Below are 15,057 nucleotides of genomic sequence, written 5' to 3' on the forward strand. Positions count from 1 at the left end.
TTCATTGTCTGGTGCTACAGCACGGCTAAACGCACGAGATCACCATTTGTGACCTGCAAGCCCTGCGCGACCTTCTCGGTCAGAATAACGTCGTCACCCGCGTAACTCACGTCGGCCTGACAGGCGCGAAAATCCTGTAAACGGGTATTGCAAATCAAGACATTTTCAGCCACGGAAGGGCGTCCAATTTGCACGGTCATCAGCCGGCTGTTGCGAACCGTACGCAGTTGTTTGACTTCCGCTTCAACCGTCGGGCCTGCATCAAAAATGTCGATGTAACCACGAAAACGGAATCCCTCCGACTTTAACAGCTTCAACGCGGGTAACGTGTTTTGGTGGACTTGCCCAATCACTTCTTGCGCACTTTTATCGAGCAAGTTTACATAGATGGGGAATTTTGGCATTAATTCGGCAATAAAGGTCTTCTCGCCAATGCCCGTGAGATAATCGGCACTCGGGAAATCCATCGTGAAAAAATGCTTTTCTAGCCACGCCCAGAAAGGTGAGCGCCCATCGGTATCAGAAACACCACGCATTTCCGCAATCACAGTATCAGCAAATCGTTGGCGGAATTGCGCCATGAATAACAGTCGAAACTTACTCAACACACGCCCATTGCGGCCTTTGCGAAACGGTTCGCGCAAGAATAAGGTGCACAACTCGCTCACGCCCGTGTAATCATTACACAGCGTGAGTGTTTGCAATGCATTGTACACATTATGCTGCGGTGAGTGATGGACCACCTTCCCTAAGTGATAGTGATAGAACGCAGACGTGAGACCAACCGCGGCTTCGATTGCACTGACACCGACCACTGTTCCGGTTTCGGTGTCTTCCATCACAAAAAGGTACCCTTCCTCACCGGGCTGCTTGACGTCTGTTTTCGCAAACGCGTGCTCCGCGCGCGCAATGCGTTTTTTCAACAGCGCCTCGTCGACGGGCAAGGACGTAAACCCGTGCCCTGACTCGACCGCACACGCGTACAATGATTCGTAATCACGTGCCTCAATAGGCCGTACAATCAGCATGGAATTTCCTTACCCGTGCGCCGCGATGACGCGCTCAATCGCTTTTTCGAGACGCGCCATACCCTGTTGGATATCTGTATCGCTGATGATCAAGCTCGGCGTAAAGCGCAGCACATCCGCACCCGCAATCAAGATCATCAAGCCTTCTTCAGCCGCAGCATTTAAGAAGTCGCGTGCTTTGCCTTTGTATTTGTCATTCAAGGCCGCACCAAGCAACAAGCCACGGCCGCGCACTTCCGAAAATACATGGTGCTTTTCATTGATTGCGTTCAATGCTTCACGGAACCATTGCTCACGTTGCTTTACTCCCTCAAGAACTTCAGGGGTGTTCACGACATCCATCACCGCCTCGGCCACCGCACATGCTAATGGGTTGCCTCCGTAGGTGCTACCGTGTGTACCTGGCTTCAGATGGTCGGCAATGGCTGCTGTGGTCAACATGGCACCAATTGGGAAACCACCCCCGAGTGCTTTCGCTGAGGTGAGAATGTCTGGAGTCACCCCCGTTTGCTCATACGCATAGAGAGTTCCGGTGCGGCCAAACCCTGTTTGAACTTCATCAAAGATGAGCAAGGCGTTGTGCTTATCACACAAATCACGAACTCCCTTCAAGAAGGCTTCCTCGCCCGGGACGACACCGCCCTCGCCCTGCAACGGCTCAATCATAACCGCACAGGTCTGCTCGCTCATGACCGCAGCCAAGCTCTCCAAGTTGTTAAATTCAACGTGATGAACACCGCCGGGTTTCGGACCAAACCCATCTGAATAGGCTGGCTGTCCACCCACAGTCACGGTAAAGAACGTTCGGCCATGGAATCCTTTATGGAACGCAATAATCTGGTGCTTGTGTTCGCCATGTACATCAAGCGCCCAACGGCGGGCGAGCTTCAATGCCGCCTCGTTGGCTTCTGCACCTGAGTTGGCGTAGTACACTTTATCCGCAAACGTCGCATCAACGAGCTTTTGCGCGAGACGAAGTGCCGGCTCGTTGGTTAATACGTTGCTCAAGTGCCAGAGCTTTTTGCTTTGCTCACTCAGCGCATGAACCATCGCTGGATGACAATGGCCCAGACAGCTCACAGCAATGCCACCGGCAAAATCAATGTACTCTCGACCTTCTTGATCCCAGACCCGAGTGCCTTCCCCCCGCACCGGAATAAACTGGGCTGGGTTGTAGTTGGGCACCATCACGTCATCAAAAACCTGGCGGGTCACTGATTTCACTGCTGACATATTTCACGCTCTCCTGTTGTTTTGGTCGGTGCTTGCCGATGAATGCATTTGTACAGACAAGTCCCAAAGTATCCGTATTATGACATGAAGGAAGACAAATGTCTTACTCACTAAAATGCTGATAAATATGAATTTTTTGAAGGTATTTTAGAATTGCAAAATGCTCGCATAACTATGCAGAAGGGAGCTGTTCTCGCTGCGAATTTATGCGCTTCGAATCGCTATTTTTGTGCCAAAATTGGTCAACAACACCACAAAAGTTTTCAAGGATTTCATGACCATAGCGGCTTAAAACCGACTCTGGATGAAACTGAACACCATAGATCGGCAAGGTTTTGTGCGAAAGCGCCATAATTTCTCCCCAAACGCGAGGCTCTTTGGGATCTCCGAGCGCTTCGCTCACCCAGGCATTCACCTCTAAACAGGCGGGCATCGTGCTCGGCTCGAGCACTAACGAATGATAGCGAACAACTTCAAAGCAAGAGGGCAAACGCTCAAACAATGCGCTGTCATCATGCGCAATCCACGAACGCTTGCCATGCATCACTTGAGCCGCCCGGACGACCTGCCCACCAAACACCTGGCCGATGGCCTGGTGCCCCAAGCACACACCGAGAATAGGGATTTGTGTTGCAAAATGAGCGATCGCGGCAAGCGAAACACCTGCTTCATTTGGCGTGCAAGGACCAGGTGAGATAACGAGAGCTTCTGGCTGAAGGGATGCCATTTCATCAACCGTTAGTTCATCATTGCGCACCACACGCACATCTTGCCCGAGCTCTCGAAAGTACCGGGCAAGATTGTGGGTAAAGGAATCGTAGTTATCAATGAAGAGTATCATTGCGGCGTCAACGTCACGCGTTCCTACTTCGGTAGCACGAAACCGACCGCGTCATAAACCTTCCGCAACGTCGCTTGTGCTTCACTTCGTGCTTTTTCTGCACCTTGCGCCATCACTGCATCTAACGTGGCTTGGTCTTGACGTAATGCATGGTATTTGGCTTGGATCGGCTCGAGGAGCGCAACGACGGCGTCTGCGACATCTCCTTTCAGGTGCCCATACATCTTGCCTTCGTACTCATTGACTAAGCTGTCAACATCGCGCCCGGTGGCACCACTTAACAGCGTCAGTAAGTTGGCGACGCCCGGCTTCTGTTCTTGGTCAAAGGTAACGCGGGGTGGATCATCCGAGTCCGTCACGGCACTTTTAATTTTCTTGGCAATCTTCTTAGGCTCTTCCAATAACCCAATGTAGTTTTTCGGGTTGTCATCGGATTTCGACATTTTCTTGGTTGGGTCCTGCAAGCTCATAATCCGCGCACCATGTTGCGGAATAAACGGCTCAGGAATGACAAACACGTCCCCATAGATATTGTTAAAGCGCGTGGCGACATCTCGCGCCAACTCAAGGTGTTGTTTTTGATCGTTACCGACCGGTACTTCGTTGGCGTTATACAGCAGAATATCAGCCGCCATTAGAACGGGATACGTGAATAGTCCCGCGTTCATGTTCGATTCTTGCTTCTGAGATTTATCTTTAAATTGCGTCATGCGATTCAGTTCGCCCATTTGCGTATAGCAATTGAGAATCCACGCTAGTTCGGCGTGCTGAGGTACATGGGATTGCAAAAAGAGCGTGCTTTTATTTGGGTCCAAACCGCAGGCCATATAGAGCGCAAGGCCATCGAGTGTGGCACTGCGCAATGCCGCAGGATCTTGCCGCACGGTAATGGCGTGCAAATCGACCAGCATGAAATGACAGTCATGGGATTCTTGCATACCAACCCACTGCCGCAATGCGCCCATGTAGTTTCCAATGGTCAATTGTCCCGAGGGCTGGCAGCCACTTAATACAACAGGTTTGGTCATGTGCAATTTCCTAGGTTTATGATGATGCCATCTTCAATTCAAAACAGGGTAAGCTCAGATGGAGCGCTTCGCGGCCGCTAACTCGGCGCGCATCTCTGTAATCACTTTCTTATAATCGGGTTGGTTAAAAATTGCGGAGCCTGCCACAAACATGTCCGCACCGGCTTCAGCGATTGCACGGATGTTATCGGTTTTCACGCCACCGTCGACTTCCAAAATAATATCTCGCCCACTGGCATCGATACGCTGACGAACTTCACGCAACTTATCCAACGTAGAAGGAATAAACGATTGTCCGCCAAAACCTGGATTCACTGACATCAACAAAATCATATCAATCTTGTCCATGACATAATCCAGATAATGCAAGGGCGTTGCAGGGTTAAACACCAAACCGGCTTTACAACCGTGGTCTCGAATCAGTTGCAGCGTGCGATCAGTATGGATGGAGGCCTCAGGATGGAAAGTAATCATCGAAGCTCCCGCTTTCGCAAATTCGGGCACAATGGAATCCACCGGTTGGACCATCAAGTGTACATCAATTGGTGCGGTGACCCCGTAATCACGCAAGGCTTTGCAAACCATCGGGCCAATGGTCAGGTTGGGGACGAAGTGATTATCCATAACATCAAAATGGACCACATCAGCGCCAGCGGTCAGAACTGCATCGACTTCTTCACCCAAACGCGCAAAGTCTGCAGACAGAATTGATGGAGCAATTAGAAAGTCGCGCATGACCCCCTCCCTTAAATAAATTTGCGTTATTCTACCAATACCTTGCGCACCAAGCACCCTAAAAACAAAACTGGTCTGGGAATCGCCCTAATGCTAAAGTGACACCCTGTTGTAACACCCTATTTTCATGCCTGTTCTAGGCATTGGGTTTTGTCGGTTGGGGATCTTCTCGTATGCTTAAAATCGTTTCTGCCCTTGGATGTATGGTGATTCTTGGACTTGCATTGACGCATTTCGCGCAAGTACCGGACAGCGCAGAGGGCTGTGAGCACGATATGCATTCGACGCCCGCATCGATGACAAATGGCTCATGCCAAAAAACCGTAAATTGGCGCGCGTGGGCGAGTGGGAAAAGCCGATCAACCCAGTTTCACTTTCTTGATTTACTCGAGTTGACACTCGGTCAGCGTGATCGCCAACCGCAACGCCCACCAACAACGCACTGAAAACGCTTGAGGTTTACACGATGACCGATTCAGAACAAAAACCAGGATTGTTCGCTGTTGTAATGAGCGTGCTCGCCGCGATGTTTGGCGTGCAAACGGAAGCAAATCGCAAACGTGACTTCTCGCAAGGACACCCCCTTGCTTACATTATCGTCTTTATCCTCATTCTCGTGCTTTTTGTGCTGTCGGTCGCCGCACTCGTCCGGCTCGTTATGCACCTCACAAGCTAAGGGCCGAATGCCTAAAGCACTCGGCCATGTCGTTCGGTATCCTTTGACCCATCAAACCCTAGGCAGCAATTCCTGAGTGTCGGAGCAGCGCACTGATGTCCGGTTGACGGCCTCGGAAGTCGGTAAATAAAACCATCGCATCCTGACTGCCGCCTTTCTCAAGAATCTTCTGCAGAAAATCTTGTCCGGTTTGTGGATTAAAGATTCCCTCTTCCTCAAACCGTGCATAGGCGTCCGCCGAGAGGACTTCCGCCCATTTGTAGCTGTAGTAACCCGCCGCATATCCGCCAGCAAAAATATGTCCGAAACTGTGTTGGAATCGGTTGTAGTGTGGGGGCTGGAAAACGGCAACTTGTTGGCGCACTTCATCAAGGATTGCCTGCACACGTGCCCCGGATTCTGCTGAGAACTCCTGATGAATACGCATATCAAACAGCGAGAATTCAAGCTGACGGACCATTTGCATTGCTGCTTGAAAATTCCGTGCAGCGAGCATTTTATCGAGTAACTCGTTTGGCAAGGGCTCTCCGGTTTCAAAATGTCCGGAGATAAACGCCAGCGCCTCGGGCTCCCAACACCAATTCTCGAGGAACTGACTCGGTAACTCGACCGCGTCCCACTCGACCCCATTAATTCCAGAAACGCCTGCCACATCAATCTGGGTGAGCATATGGTGTAAGCCATGACCGAATTCGTGAAATAACGTAATCACTTCATCATGGGTAAATAGCGCCGGCTTATCACCAACGGGCTTGTTAAAGTTACACGTTAAATAGGCTAACGGCTTCTGAAGCTGCCCATCCGGCAAGCGTCGACGCACAGCACAATCGGCCATCCATGCACCACCCCGCTTCTTCGCTCGCGCATACAAATCAAGGTAGAACCCAGCTCGCAACTCATTCTGGGCATCGTAAATTTCGAAATAGCGCACATGGGGGTGCCAGGTGTCCGCTTCCGCTTCTTGAATTCGGATAGAAAAGAGCTTCTCCGCTACTTTGAATAACCCAGAAACCACCCGGTCCTCCGGGAAGTATGGGCGTAATTGCTCATCGGAGATCGCATACGAAGATTGCTTCAACTTCTCAGCATAATAGGCCACGTCCCAAGCTTCGAGGTTATCCACTCCATGTTCTTTTTGGGCGAAGTCCGCAATTTCGGCAAACTCGCGTTTTGCTTGGGGTAAGGAACGCGCGGCAAGGTCCTCCAAAAAGCCCATCACTTGCTGAGGACTGTCTGCCATTTTGGTGGCCAAGGACACCTCCGCATAATTCTGAAATCCGAGCAACTGGGCCAGTTCATGCCGCAATGCAAGGGTTTCATCGATGATGGCAGAGTTATCGAACTTTCCTGCATCGGGGCCTTGGTCCGAGGCGCGGGTGATATAGGCATACTGCATTTCGCGACGCAGTTCACGGTCGTCCGCATACATCATAACCGGCAAATAGCTTGGAATATCAAGGGTAAATACCCAGCCAGAAAGTTCACGTTCCTCAGCTGCCTCGCGGGCACTTGCGACGGCACTCTCCGGCAGGCCACTCAAGCGCGCCTTATCAGTCACATGACAGAACCAACTTTGCGTCGCATCAAGCAGTTGGTTGCTGAATTGAGAGCCAAGTTGCGACAAACGGCTTTGAATCTCGCCATAGCGTTTCTTCTGCTCGGGGGGCAAGTTCACGCCAGACAGTTCAAAATCACGGAGAGTGTCCGTGATAACCCGTTGCTGCGGACCACTCAACGCTGCAAAATCAGGTGAGTCGGCAATTTTTCTGTAGGCGTTATACAATCCCTCGTGTTGTCCAACCCAGGTCCCATATTCGGACAATAGCTCAAGGCATGCATCATGGGCTTCACGCAAATCGTCCTGGCTAACGACGGAGTTCATGTGGGAAATGGGCGACCAGATCCGCGTCAGGCGATCGTCTGCTTGCTCAAGGGGGGCGACAACCGTTTCCCACGTTGGCTCACTCACCTGCACAACCGCCTCGATCGTCGTACGGCATTCTTGAATGGCTTTTTCGACTGCAGGTTTAACGTGCTCAGCGCGAATCGAGCGAAACGGAGGATGATAAAAAGGCGTCAAGAGCGGATTGTTCTGAGTCTGCATAGCAATTCAACCTACTTCTTTTTCATGGAGTGAGCGTCAGTACATGACCAACATTACGTATGAAAGTGAGGTGGGGGTTCAGTCCGCTAATATCAAGGGATTTAGTTGACTTTAGGACCGTGTAAAACGGTGTACTCAACCATGTCTTCCTCAATAGCTTTAGCCAAGTCTGTCTCCAACAAAGGCTGGACTTGCTCAAAAGGAACTTTGAGACCCATAATGCCATAGGCTTGGTTCCGCCCGTGTACTTTACCGATATACAAAGCCATATCCGCAATCTGCAACGCCCGCTCCCAATTCACCTCTTCCTCCGGGACACCGGCAAACGGGAGCGTCACAAATCCAGCCGTTGCCGTCACCGGAATTGCACGGCCCTCAAAGTGCACTGGCTGCTCAGCAATTGCGTCGAGAATGCGCGAGACAATACTCGGTAGCACCTTTGAATCGCTATTACGCAGAACAATAAGAAACTCTTCACCACCCCACCGAACAACGAGATCTGAAGATCGTGCAAGTCCCTGTAAGCGCTGACTCAGCTCTTTAAGCACTTCATCACCGGCTGCGTGCCCAAAATTATCATTGATGCGTTTAAAGAAATCGATATCGAGCAAAATAAGCGCGTCTGGATGTTCTCCGAGCTTAACTCGACGGTCGGCCTTTTCAGCGGGGTTACGCTTTTGCATTTGTTCTTGCAGGGCACGGCGATTGAGTAAATGCGTTAGCGGATCGCGCATGGAGTGGAACTCTAGCTGCTTGTTGACCACCTTCAAGCGCAAATTAGCACGACGAGCCATCCGGTAGAGCATGATCATAATAATCAAACCGAAGACTACCACCACACCGAATAATATAAAGATCTGACGTTGCAATGCCGCATTCTCAATCACGCGTTCTTGGAGTGCATTGCGCTGTTCCAGCAACTCGATTTGTTGCGCTTGCTCCCGGGCTTCGAAGCGCACCTGCATTTCAGAGATACTTTTCTCGCGTTCCGCTTGGAAAACTTCCTCGCGTAACCGACGTTGTTCCAACAACGCTTGAGCTTGCTCTTGGTACATTCCAGCATGTTCATACAGCGTTGCGGTATGCTCCAATAGCTCTGCATACTCAGCCGCCGAATAACGCGCTTGAAGGCGTGTGGCGTAAAATTCAACTTCCGCTATACCCGCCTCAATATCCCCTTGCATCACTTGAATGTAACCTAGGTTGTAACGCAACAGATCCGCCGTCTCCTCATCCCCCACCTCTTTAGCTAGCGCTAAGGCCTCCGTTAATTCAGTGTGCGCTTCCTCATAACGCTCCAAATGGATGTAAGCGCTGCCGATATTATTGCGACTCACCAAAACGATCCCGATCTCGCCAGCTTGTTCGGCTAAATCAATCGCTTGGCGATGCACCTCAATGGCATCCTCATGCTGGTCCATTTGCGAGAACAAATAACCGCGGGCCAACAGCAATGACGCTGCTAAGCCTAGATAATCATTCTCAAGGGCTTCGCGTAACGCCCGTTCAGATACCTCAAGCGCTGCGGGATAATTACGCAAATCCGAGTAAATAAACGTGATTTGCTGTTGCAAGCTAATTCGGCGGGTTGCGGTGCGCTCGTTGTTTGTGTGGGAGAGCGCTTCTTGCGCTGCCAACGCGTGACTCAGAGCCCGCTCATACTGACTATTCGAGCGAAAAAGACCGGTAACCACCACATTTCCATAGTACCGCACACGATGGTCGACAGCGTCCTCAAGATATTCACTTAATTGTTCCGCCACCACCAGTGCTCTGGCCGTTTCGCCCTGCCACGTGAGCAAAGCGACTTTATTCGCTAGAACTTCGACCCAGACGTCCGGATACGCATGGCGTTCCGCATACTCCATGAGGTCCTGAATGACCTGGATCGCCCCTTCAACGTCTCCGTCCTGAGCAATCGAGACTGCTTGGGTCGTCCAAGCGCGCACATAAGTTGTCGGCGCATTGGCGGTTTCAACCGCGCTCAAAATCGCATCGAGTTCAGCGCGGGCCGCTTCGCGATCACGCATGTTTAGATACGCATCAATCCGTTGCTCGAGCGCTGCATCAGTCCATGGAGAAGGAAACGGTTGACTGGAAACTGTCCCACTCGAAAAACATGCCAGAACGATAGCTAGCATCCAGACTGGGTGGGGGATGGCATTAAAAAACCGGTGGTTCTTGGGGACCGATGTCGCATGGCGGCTCATGGGCAGCTCTCGTTATCATTGTTTTGTAACATTTATCAAAAAACGGTCGAAAATACTACGCATTGCATCACAAAATATAAACAATCGGTGTAGACTGATAGATGAAAAATTCAGAGGGAGCCCTGCATAAATGGAATCACATGAAATTGAACAATCCATTTGGCAATTTCTTGAAAGCGCGATCTTGACCACCGAGAACATACCGCAGGCCATTGTCATTGTGCTTGCCTTAGCCAGTGCTCTAACCACTCGTCGTTTACTGACCAAGACGCTGGGGCAGCGGGGCGAAGCAAGTTCTGGTATCCGTCGGATTGCGATTCGGTCCGCAGATCGATTGCTCTGGCCTATCAGTATGCTCGTGATTGTTGGCTTGGGACTTTTAGTGCTCAACGCCTTCGATATGAATTCCGCAGCGTTGAATGTGCTCCTCCCTCTCCTGCTGTCCTTTGCCGCGGTCCGGCTGATTGTCTATTTCTTGCGTAAAGGGATCCGAGGCGGCCCGCTGTTAAAAGCATCGGAAAATATAATTGCGGGTGTTATCTGGCTTATTTTGGGACTGCACTTGGTTGGGTTACTGCCCGACACCCTGGCTGCCCTCGATTCGATTGGTGCCAATATCGGCAACTTCCGACTGTCTTTGCTCTCGGGCTTGCAAATCGCCGTGCTGATTGTCGTCGCACTGACGTTGAGCGGTTGGGTGACGCACTTTATAGAGAAGCGTTTATCCACCTCCAACGTCATTACGCCAACAACCCGTGTTGGGCTGGTGAAGTTCATTAAGTTCGGCTTAATCACCATTGCGATTCTTATCGTGCTTGGCAGCGTGGGCTTTGATTTATCGACTCTTGCTGTCTTTGGTGGTGCACTCGGGGTTGGTTTAGGTTTTGGTTTGCAGCGGATTGCGGCGAACTTTATCAGTGGTTTTATTCTGATTTTGGACCGTTCAGTGAAACCCGGAGACGTCATTTCGGTCGGTGAAACCGTCGGTCGCGTGCAGGAGCTGAAGTCTCGCTACATCGTCCTTCATGACCGAGATGGCGTGGATACGCTCATTCCGAATGAAAATTTGATCACTTCAGAAGTCATTAATTGGAGTTACGCGGATCGGATTGTCCGTTTACGGATCCCTGTCGATGTCAGCTATAGCACTAATCTCGATGAAGCCGTGAAGATCGTCAAAGGATGCGCGGATGCATCTCCACGGGTTCTTTCAAGTCCCGAACCACAAGCTTGGGTTACCGATTTTGGCGACAATGGCATTACCATTCAACTGCGTGTATGGATTGCAGACCCCGAGAACGGCTTCGAAAATGTACGCTCGCCCATTCGTCTTGCCATCTGGCGTGCATTCAAAGAGCACAACATTACCATTCCGTTCCCGCAGCGCGATCTTCATCTTCAATCGATGTCTGATGAGATGCTTACAACGCTGAGTAAACTGAATGCTGGTTCCGCCAAGAAAGACGACTAGTTGGCACGACGACGCGCCTCATCGGCAAAAAATGGTTGGGCTGAATCCGGAAATGCGGCTGGATTCGCCTGACCATTTTCTTTGTAAATGACCCCCTCTTTCATGACAAAATCAACACGCTGAAGCAAGTTGATGTAACGCAAGACATCGCCACGCACCGCAATGATGTCGGCAACTTTTCCCTCACTCACGGTTCCAAAGCGGTCACTTACGCCCATCATGACGGCGGGCCAATAGGTCGCAGCACGAATGGTTTCGTATGGGTCCCAGTCCATTTCATCAACCCAAAACGCCATCTCATTCCACGTAGCGCTGCAATGAAATTTCATCGGGATACCTGAGTCCGTGCCCACCAACAAAGTCACACCGGATTCCTTGAGCTGTGCAAGCTTATTTTTTAACGTGACGCGCCGCAGCGGCATCAGCTGGGTGTAGCTGAGCTGTCCCGGGTGCGCGAGAGACGCGCGAATATCAGCCACCGTGTCGTCCGCTAAGCCAAAGTGCCAACAAGGATCATCCAGTACCGTTGGATTCCGTACCACATTTTCGTAATTCCACAGCACTTCTACCGTGGGGGTCCAAAACAGAAGCCCCGAAAATATCCCGGTGGCCGTGCGCTCTTTCAATGCCTCTAAAACGTCGGCAGGATATCCTGGAGCAGTCGTAAGACCCGTATGCTCAAAGTTATCGACACCGAGTTCAAGCCCGACGCGTATCTCATTGGGCCGGTGGGCATGAGCCACGACGACCATGCCATGGGCGTGAGCCCGTTCCACAATGGCCTTCGCGACCGCGAATTCCATCTCGTCATGTTCAATCAATTTGATAATGTCCATTCCGGCCGCGTGAAGACGGTCAACTTTCTCATGCGCTTCCTCAACGGAGCGCACTGCCCAACGATAGGCGGCCTGCCAATCATCAACGTCATGTTGTAAAAAGGGACCCGAGGTGTACAAATGAGGGCCCGCAACCTCACCTGCTTGAATGGCGCGTTTGATGTGAATGGATGCTTCAAGCGGTGCGCCCAAATCCCGTGCACTCGTCACACCAGCAAGGAGAAGCTGCATTGCGGCCGCCGGCATGATTTCAGACTCGAAGCGATCGGCATAGGCCGACTGCCAGTGCACATAATCAGAATGCCCAACCAACTGGAGATGCGCATGACTTTCCCACAGACCGGGCAGCACATCATGCCCCCACATGGGGACCGTGCGGTATCCCTCAGGGACGCTCAACGAGTCGACCGTGCCAATTTGTTGAATGATGCCATCCTCTATCAGGATTACGCTGCGTAGGAGCGGTTCACCAACATAACCGTCTAACAAACGACCACCGACCAGAGCGAGTCGCTCCGCGGATGCCGGAAAGATAGGGCTAAGCCCGAAGATCATGATGAGTGCGAAAACTGAGAACTTAGGCATGTGGCGGTCTCCAAGTTAAATCAATTTCAGCATGGAGTGAAACCACGGATGACGCAAGCACAGGCCGGCAAAAGTCGCTCGAACGTGTATTTTTAGCGCTTAACGGGCGGGCCGTACAATATGTCGAGACTGATCTGATCAGCATTTAGGGCGTGCTCGAGATCGGCCAAGATTGCTTCACGGACTTCTGGATACGGACGTGAGAATTGTTGGAGGACACGGGCCTGATTCCGGCCGTGCAACTTCCCGAGGTAAAGCATGGCATCCGTCATACGCAACGCATCTTCGAGCTGTTGCGTCTCGGTGAGTGTGCCTTCAGCGCCGGGAAGCGGAAGTCGAACTGCGCCAATCGTAGTTGAAACGACAATATCCTGATCGTGATACACCACGGGGCGGGTAGCAAGTAAGCTCAAGAGCTTTTGCACGTACCAGGCAAGGTCGAGGTGCCGAGCGTCTGGGATATAGATAAGAAACTCTTCTCCGCCCCAGCGGATAATCTGTTCATCATGCTGACTTGCACCGCGCAGGCGATTCGCAATGGCAATTAGTACTTGATCACCCGCTTCATGTCCGAGGGTATCATTGATCTGCTTAAAGTAATCGATATCAAGCAGCACCATCGCTGAGTCCCGAGTAGGCTTGCCATTGGACCCCGTTCGCTGATCCAAAATTACGCGCATCGCGCGCCGGTTTAGAAGACCGGTCAACGGGTCTCGCAATGTTTGTTCATGCAAATCTTGATTGGTCCGATTCAACCGCTTATTCGCTCGCCGGGCAGCACGATAGGCAAAAAACAGCATCATGCAGGCAAGAATAACACTCAATGCAAACAAAAAGGTGATTCGACGCTGCAAGCTGGCGTTGGCAATTTCTTGATCTTGGAGTTGATTCTGCTGCTGCAAAAAAGCAATTTGTTGGGCGCTTTCCTGCGCTTCAAAGCGCGCTTGGAGTTCCGACAACATCTGATCCCGCTCACTGCGAAAAATTCGTTGCCGAAGATGAAGTAGTTCCTCAAGCACATCGGCACGCTCTTTTTGACGGTCCGCCAGACTGTACGCATCGGCAAGATACGAGAGCATTTCAGCATAATCCCGCTGCATATTAGCGCTTCGCATGTAATCGACAATCGCCAACATTCGCTCGATTCCTGCCTCATAATCCCCGTTGCGGACGTCGATATTGGCCAGATTAAAATCAACAAACTGCAGTTCTCGGATCATCCCTTCGGATACAGCAATTGTGCGTGCTTCGAGCAAAACTGTCGCTGCAGACCGGTAATCACCGAGAGAGATTAAAACGGAACCAATGTTGTTTCGTGCCACAACCTGGCGGTGCACATCATTGTTCTCAATCGCCCAATACAGCGATTTTTCGTATGTTGCGATACTCTGACGCGGATCATCGGGATTGAGACTTCCTTGCACATATCCTTTAAGCAAGTAAAGCTCCGGCAGGCGGTGATGAACCCCTTCACGCATTGCCTCCGCTATCGTACTTTCGACCAATTCGAACGCAGGCTCATAGTGCTCCAGTTCTGCTTGCAGTCGTGCAATATGCAGATTTAAGAATTGCCGACGCCGCACCGTCTGTAACCCTGCACCCAGTGAAATGGCTTGTTGTGCACTTAAATAGTGTTCCAGGGCCTCTTCAAATTGTTGGCTCTCTTGCAGTACACGACCCGCTGTGTTGTGCACGAAAAATTGCACGCGTTGCTCTGAGGTTGCCTCTAAATAGGGTTGCAAAAGAACAATCGCCGCCACGGCGCGGTCGCGTTTTCCAGCGGCTTGGAGCGCCTCGATTTTTCCGCCATAGGCCTCTGCGATGGCGTCGGCAAACCCCACTGCCTTCGCTTTCGAGATTAATTCCTGACTGAGCGCGAGCGCTTCAGAATAATCTCGCTCCGCATGAACGAGTTCAAGAACCCGGTAGGTCCATGCACGTACAAATGTTCCGATCGGCATGTATACGTCTGTGTCTGCTAGAAATTGAGCAAAACGCTCTCGATCGACCGGGTACATTCCAGTACCAAGCATCGCATCTAACACGGTTTCAAGCTCAGGGTCGTAGTGGATGCGTAAAGCAGAACCCTCGGAATCCGTTCTCGCCGCATGCGCATGGGTGATAGCAAAATCGACTACGAGTAGGACAAGCGCTAGCCATATGCTCCGCCATAGCAAACCGCAAGGACGTTTCTGTGTTCCTTGTGAAGCTCTCGGGTGAGGGTTATGAAGGTGACGCATTCGGCTCCTTGGATGCATCGTCCTGGGCAGCGGCAAATTAGGGAGCATGGAAGCTAACGTGGATCTGGTC

General features: G+C 51.3%; 12 protein-coding genes. 3 read left to right on the top strand and 9 right to left on the bottom strand.

The window, feature by feature from the left end:
• Window positions 1-14: 14 nt before the first annotated feature.
• The 5 genes from astA to rpe all read right to left on the bottom strand — a co-directional run bounded on the left by astA (window position 15) and on the right by rpe (window position 4,865).
• A complete protein-coding gene (gene astA, locus CWE11_RS05370; RefSeq protein ID WP_126776579.1) occupies window positions 15-1,028 on the bottom strand; it encodes an arginine N-succinyltransferase in 1,014 nt (337 codons plus the stop codon).
• A 9-nt stretch (window positions 1,029-1,037) separates the two neighbouring features.
• The gene (locus tag CWE11_RS05375; RefSeq protein ID WP_126776580.1) at window positions 1,038-2,261 is read right to left on the bottom strand and encodes an aspartate aminotransferase family protein; all 1,224 of its coding nucleotides are present in this window, start codon (window positions 2,259-2,261) and stop codon (window positions 1,038-1,040) included.
• 172 nt (window positions 2,262-2,433) lie between these two features.
• Window positions 2,434-3,102 carry an anthranilate synthase component II gene (locus tag CWE11_RS05380; RefSeq protein ID WP_126776581.1) on the bottom strand — a complete coding sequence of 223 codons (669 nt, stop codon included), beginning with the start codon at window positions 3,100-3,102 and terminating at the stop codon, window positions 2,434-2,436.
• A 23-nt stretch (window positions 3,103-3,125) separates the two neighbouring features.
• Window positions 3,126-4,130, bottom strand: a complete 1,005-nt coding sequence (gene trpS / locus CWE11_RS05385) for a tryptophan--tRNA ligase (RefSeq protein ID WP_126776582.1) — start codon at window positions 4,128-4,130, stop codon at window positions 3,126-3,128.
• Between the two features lie 54 nt (window positions 4,131-4,184).
• Entirely contained in the window at window positions 4,185-4,865 is a 681-nt protein-coding gene (gene rpe / locus CWE11_RS05390) for a ribulose-phosphate 3-epimerase (protein WP_126776583.1), read from the bottom strand.
• A gap of 173 nt (window positions 4,866-5,038) precedes the next feature.
• On the opposite strand from rpe, the gene CWE11_RS05395 reads away from it, so the two are divergent.
• Window positions 5,039-5,311 carry a hypothetical protein gene (locus tag CWE11_RS05395; RefSeq protein ID WP_126776584.1) on the top strand — a complete coding sequence of 91 codons (273 nt, stop codon included), beginning with the start codon at window positions 5,039-5,041 and terminating at the stop codon, window positions 5,309-5,311.
• Window positions 5,312-5,331: 20 nt separating this feature from the next.
• On the top strand, window positions 5,332-5,541 hold the full coding sequence (locus CWE11_RS05400) for a DUF2970 domain-containing protein (protein ID WP_126776585.1): 210 nt from the start codon (window positions 5,332-5,334) through the stop codon (window positions 5,539-5,541).
• A gap of 58 nt (window positions 5,542-5,599) precedes the next feature.
• Here CWE11_RS05400 and prlC read toward each other — a convergent pair whose 3' ends face one another.
• Both prlC and CWE11_RS05410 read right to left on the bottom strand, forming a co-directional pair.
• Window positions 5,600-7,645 (bottom strand): oligopeptidase A, encoded by a 2,046-nt coding sequence (prlC, locus tag CWE11_RS05405; RefSeq protein WP_126776586.1) that lies wholly within the window; start codon window positions 7,643-7,645, stop codon window positions 5,600-5,602.
• Between the two features lie 101 nt (window positions 7,646-7,746).
• Window positions 7,747-9,855, bottom strand: a complete 2,109-nt coding sequence (locus CWE11_RS05410) for a tetratricopeptide repeat-containing diguanylate cyclase (protein WP_126776587.1) — start codon at window positions 9,853-9,855, stop codon at window positions 7,747-7,749.
• A 130-nt stretch (window positions 9,856-9,985) separates the two neighbouring features.
• Between CWE11_RS05410 and CWE11_RS05415 the strand changes: the two genes are divergently transcribed.
• Complete coding sequence (locus tag CWE11_RS05415; protein WP_126776588.1) at window positions 9,986-11,326, top strand: mechanosensitive ion channel family protein; 1,341 nt, start codon at window positions 9,986-9,988, stop codon at window positions 11,324-11,326.
• Here CWE11_RS05415 and CWE11_RS05420 read toward each other — a convergent pair.
• A complete protein-coding gene (locus tag CWE11_RS05420; protein WP_126776589.1) occupies window positions 11,323-12,747 on the bottom strand; it encodes an amidohydrolase family protein in 1,425 nt (474 codons plus the stop codon). The genes CWE11_RS05415 and CWE11_RS05420 overlap by 4 nt on opposite strands.
• 92 nt (window positions 12,748-12,839) lie before the next feature.
• On the bottom strand, window positions 12,840-14,987 hold the full coding sequence (locus CWE11_RS05425; RefSeq protein ID WP_157981294.1) for a tetratricopeptide repeat-containing diguanylate cyclase: 2,148 nt from the start codon (window positions 14,985-14,987) through the stop codon (window positions 12,840-12,842).
• Between the last annotated feature and the right edge of the window lie 70 nt (window positions 14,988-15,057).

It is taken from the genome of Aliidiomarina sanyensis (assembly GCF_003987175.1).
Taxonomy (GTDB): domain Bacteria; phylum Pseudomonadota; class Gammaproteobacteria; order Enterobacterales; family Alteromonadaceae; genus Aliidiomarina; species Aliidiomarina sanyensis.

Excerpts from the sequence above, each read along its gene's own strand:
- rpe (WP_126776583.1), bottom strand. The coding sequence starts at position 4,865 with ATGCGCGACTTTCTAATTGCTCCATCAATTCTGTCTGCAGACTTTGCG.
- CWE11_RS05415 (WP_126776588.1), top strand. The coding sequence starts at position 9,986 with ATGGAATCACATGAAATTGAACAATCCATTTGGCAATTTCTTGAAAGC.
- astA (WP_126776579.1), bottom strand. The coding sequence starts at position 1,028 with ATGCTGATTGTACGGCCTATTGAGGCACGTGATTACGAATCATTGTAC.
- CWE11_RS05395 (WP_126776584.1), top strand. The coding sequence starts at position 5,039 with ATGCTTAAAATCGTTTCTGCCCTTGGATGTATGGTGATTCTTGGACTT.
- CWE11_RS05375 (WP_126776580.1), bottom strand. The coding sequence starts at position 2,261 with ATGTCAGCAGTGAAATCAGTGACCCGCCAGGTTTTTGATGACGTGATG.
- CWE11_RS05380 (WP_126776581.1), bottom strand. The coding sequence starts at position 3,102 with ATGATACTCTTCATTGATAACTACGATTCCTTTACCCACAATCTTGCC.
- trpS (WP_126776582.1), bottom strand. The coding sequence starts at position 4,130 with ATGACCAAACCTGTTGTATTAAGTGGCTGCCAGCCCTCGGGACAATTG.
- CWE11_RS05410 (WP_126776587.1), bottom strand. The coding sequence starts at position 9,855 with ATGAGCCGCCATGCGACATCGGTCCCCAAGAACCACCGGTTTTTTAAT.
- CWE11_RS05420 (WP_126776589.1), bottom strand. The coding sequence starts at position 12,747 with ATGCCTAAGTTCTCAGTTTTCGCACTCATCATGATCTTCGGGCTTAGC.
- CWE11_RS05400 (WP_126776585.1), top strand. The coding sequence starts at position 5,332 with ATGACCGATTCAGAACAAAAACCAGGATTGTTCGCTGTTGTAATGAGC.
- CWE11_RS05425 (WP_157981294.1), bottom strand. The coding sequence starts at position 14,987 with ATGCGTCACCTTCATAACCCTCACCCGAGAGCTTCACAAGGAACACAG.
- prlC (WP_126776586.1), bottom strand. The coding sequence starts at position 7,645 with ATGCAGACTCAGAACAATCCGCTCTTGACGCCTTTTTATCATCCTCCG.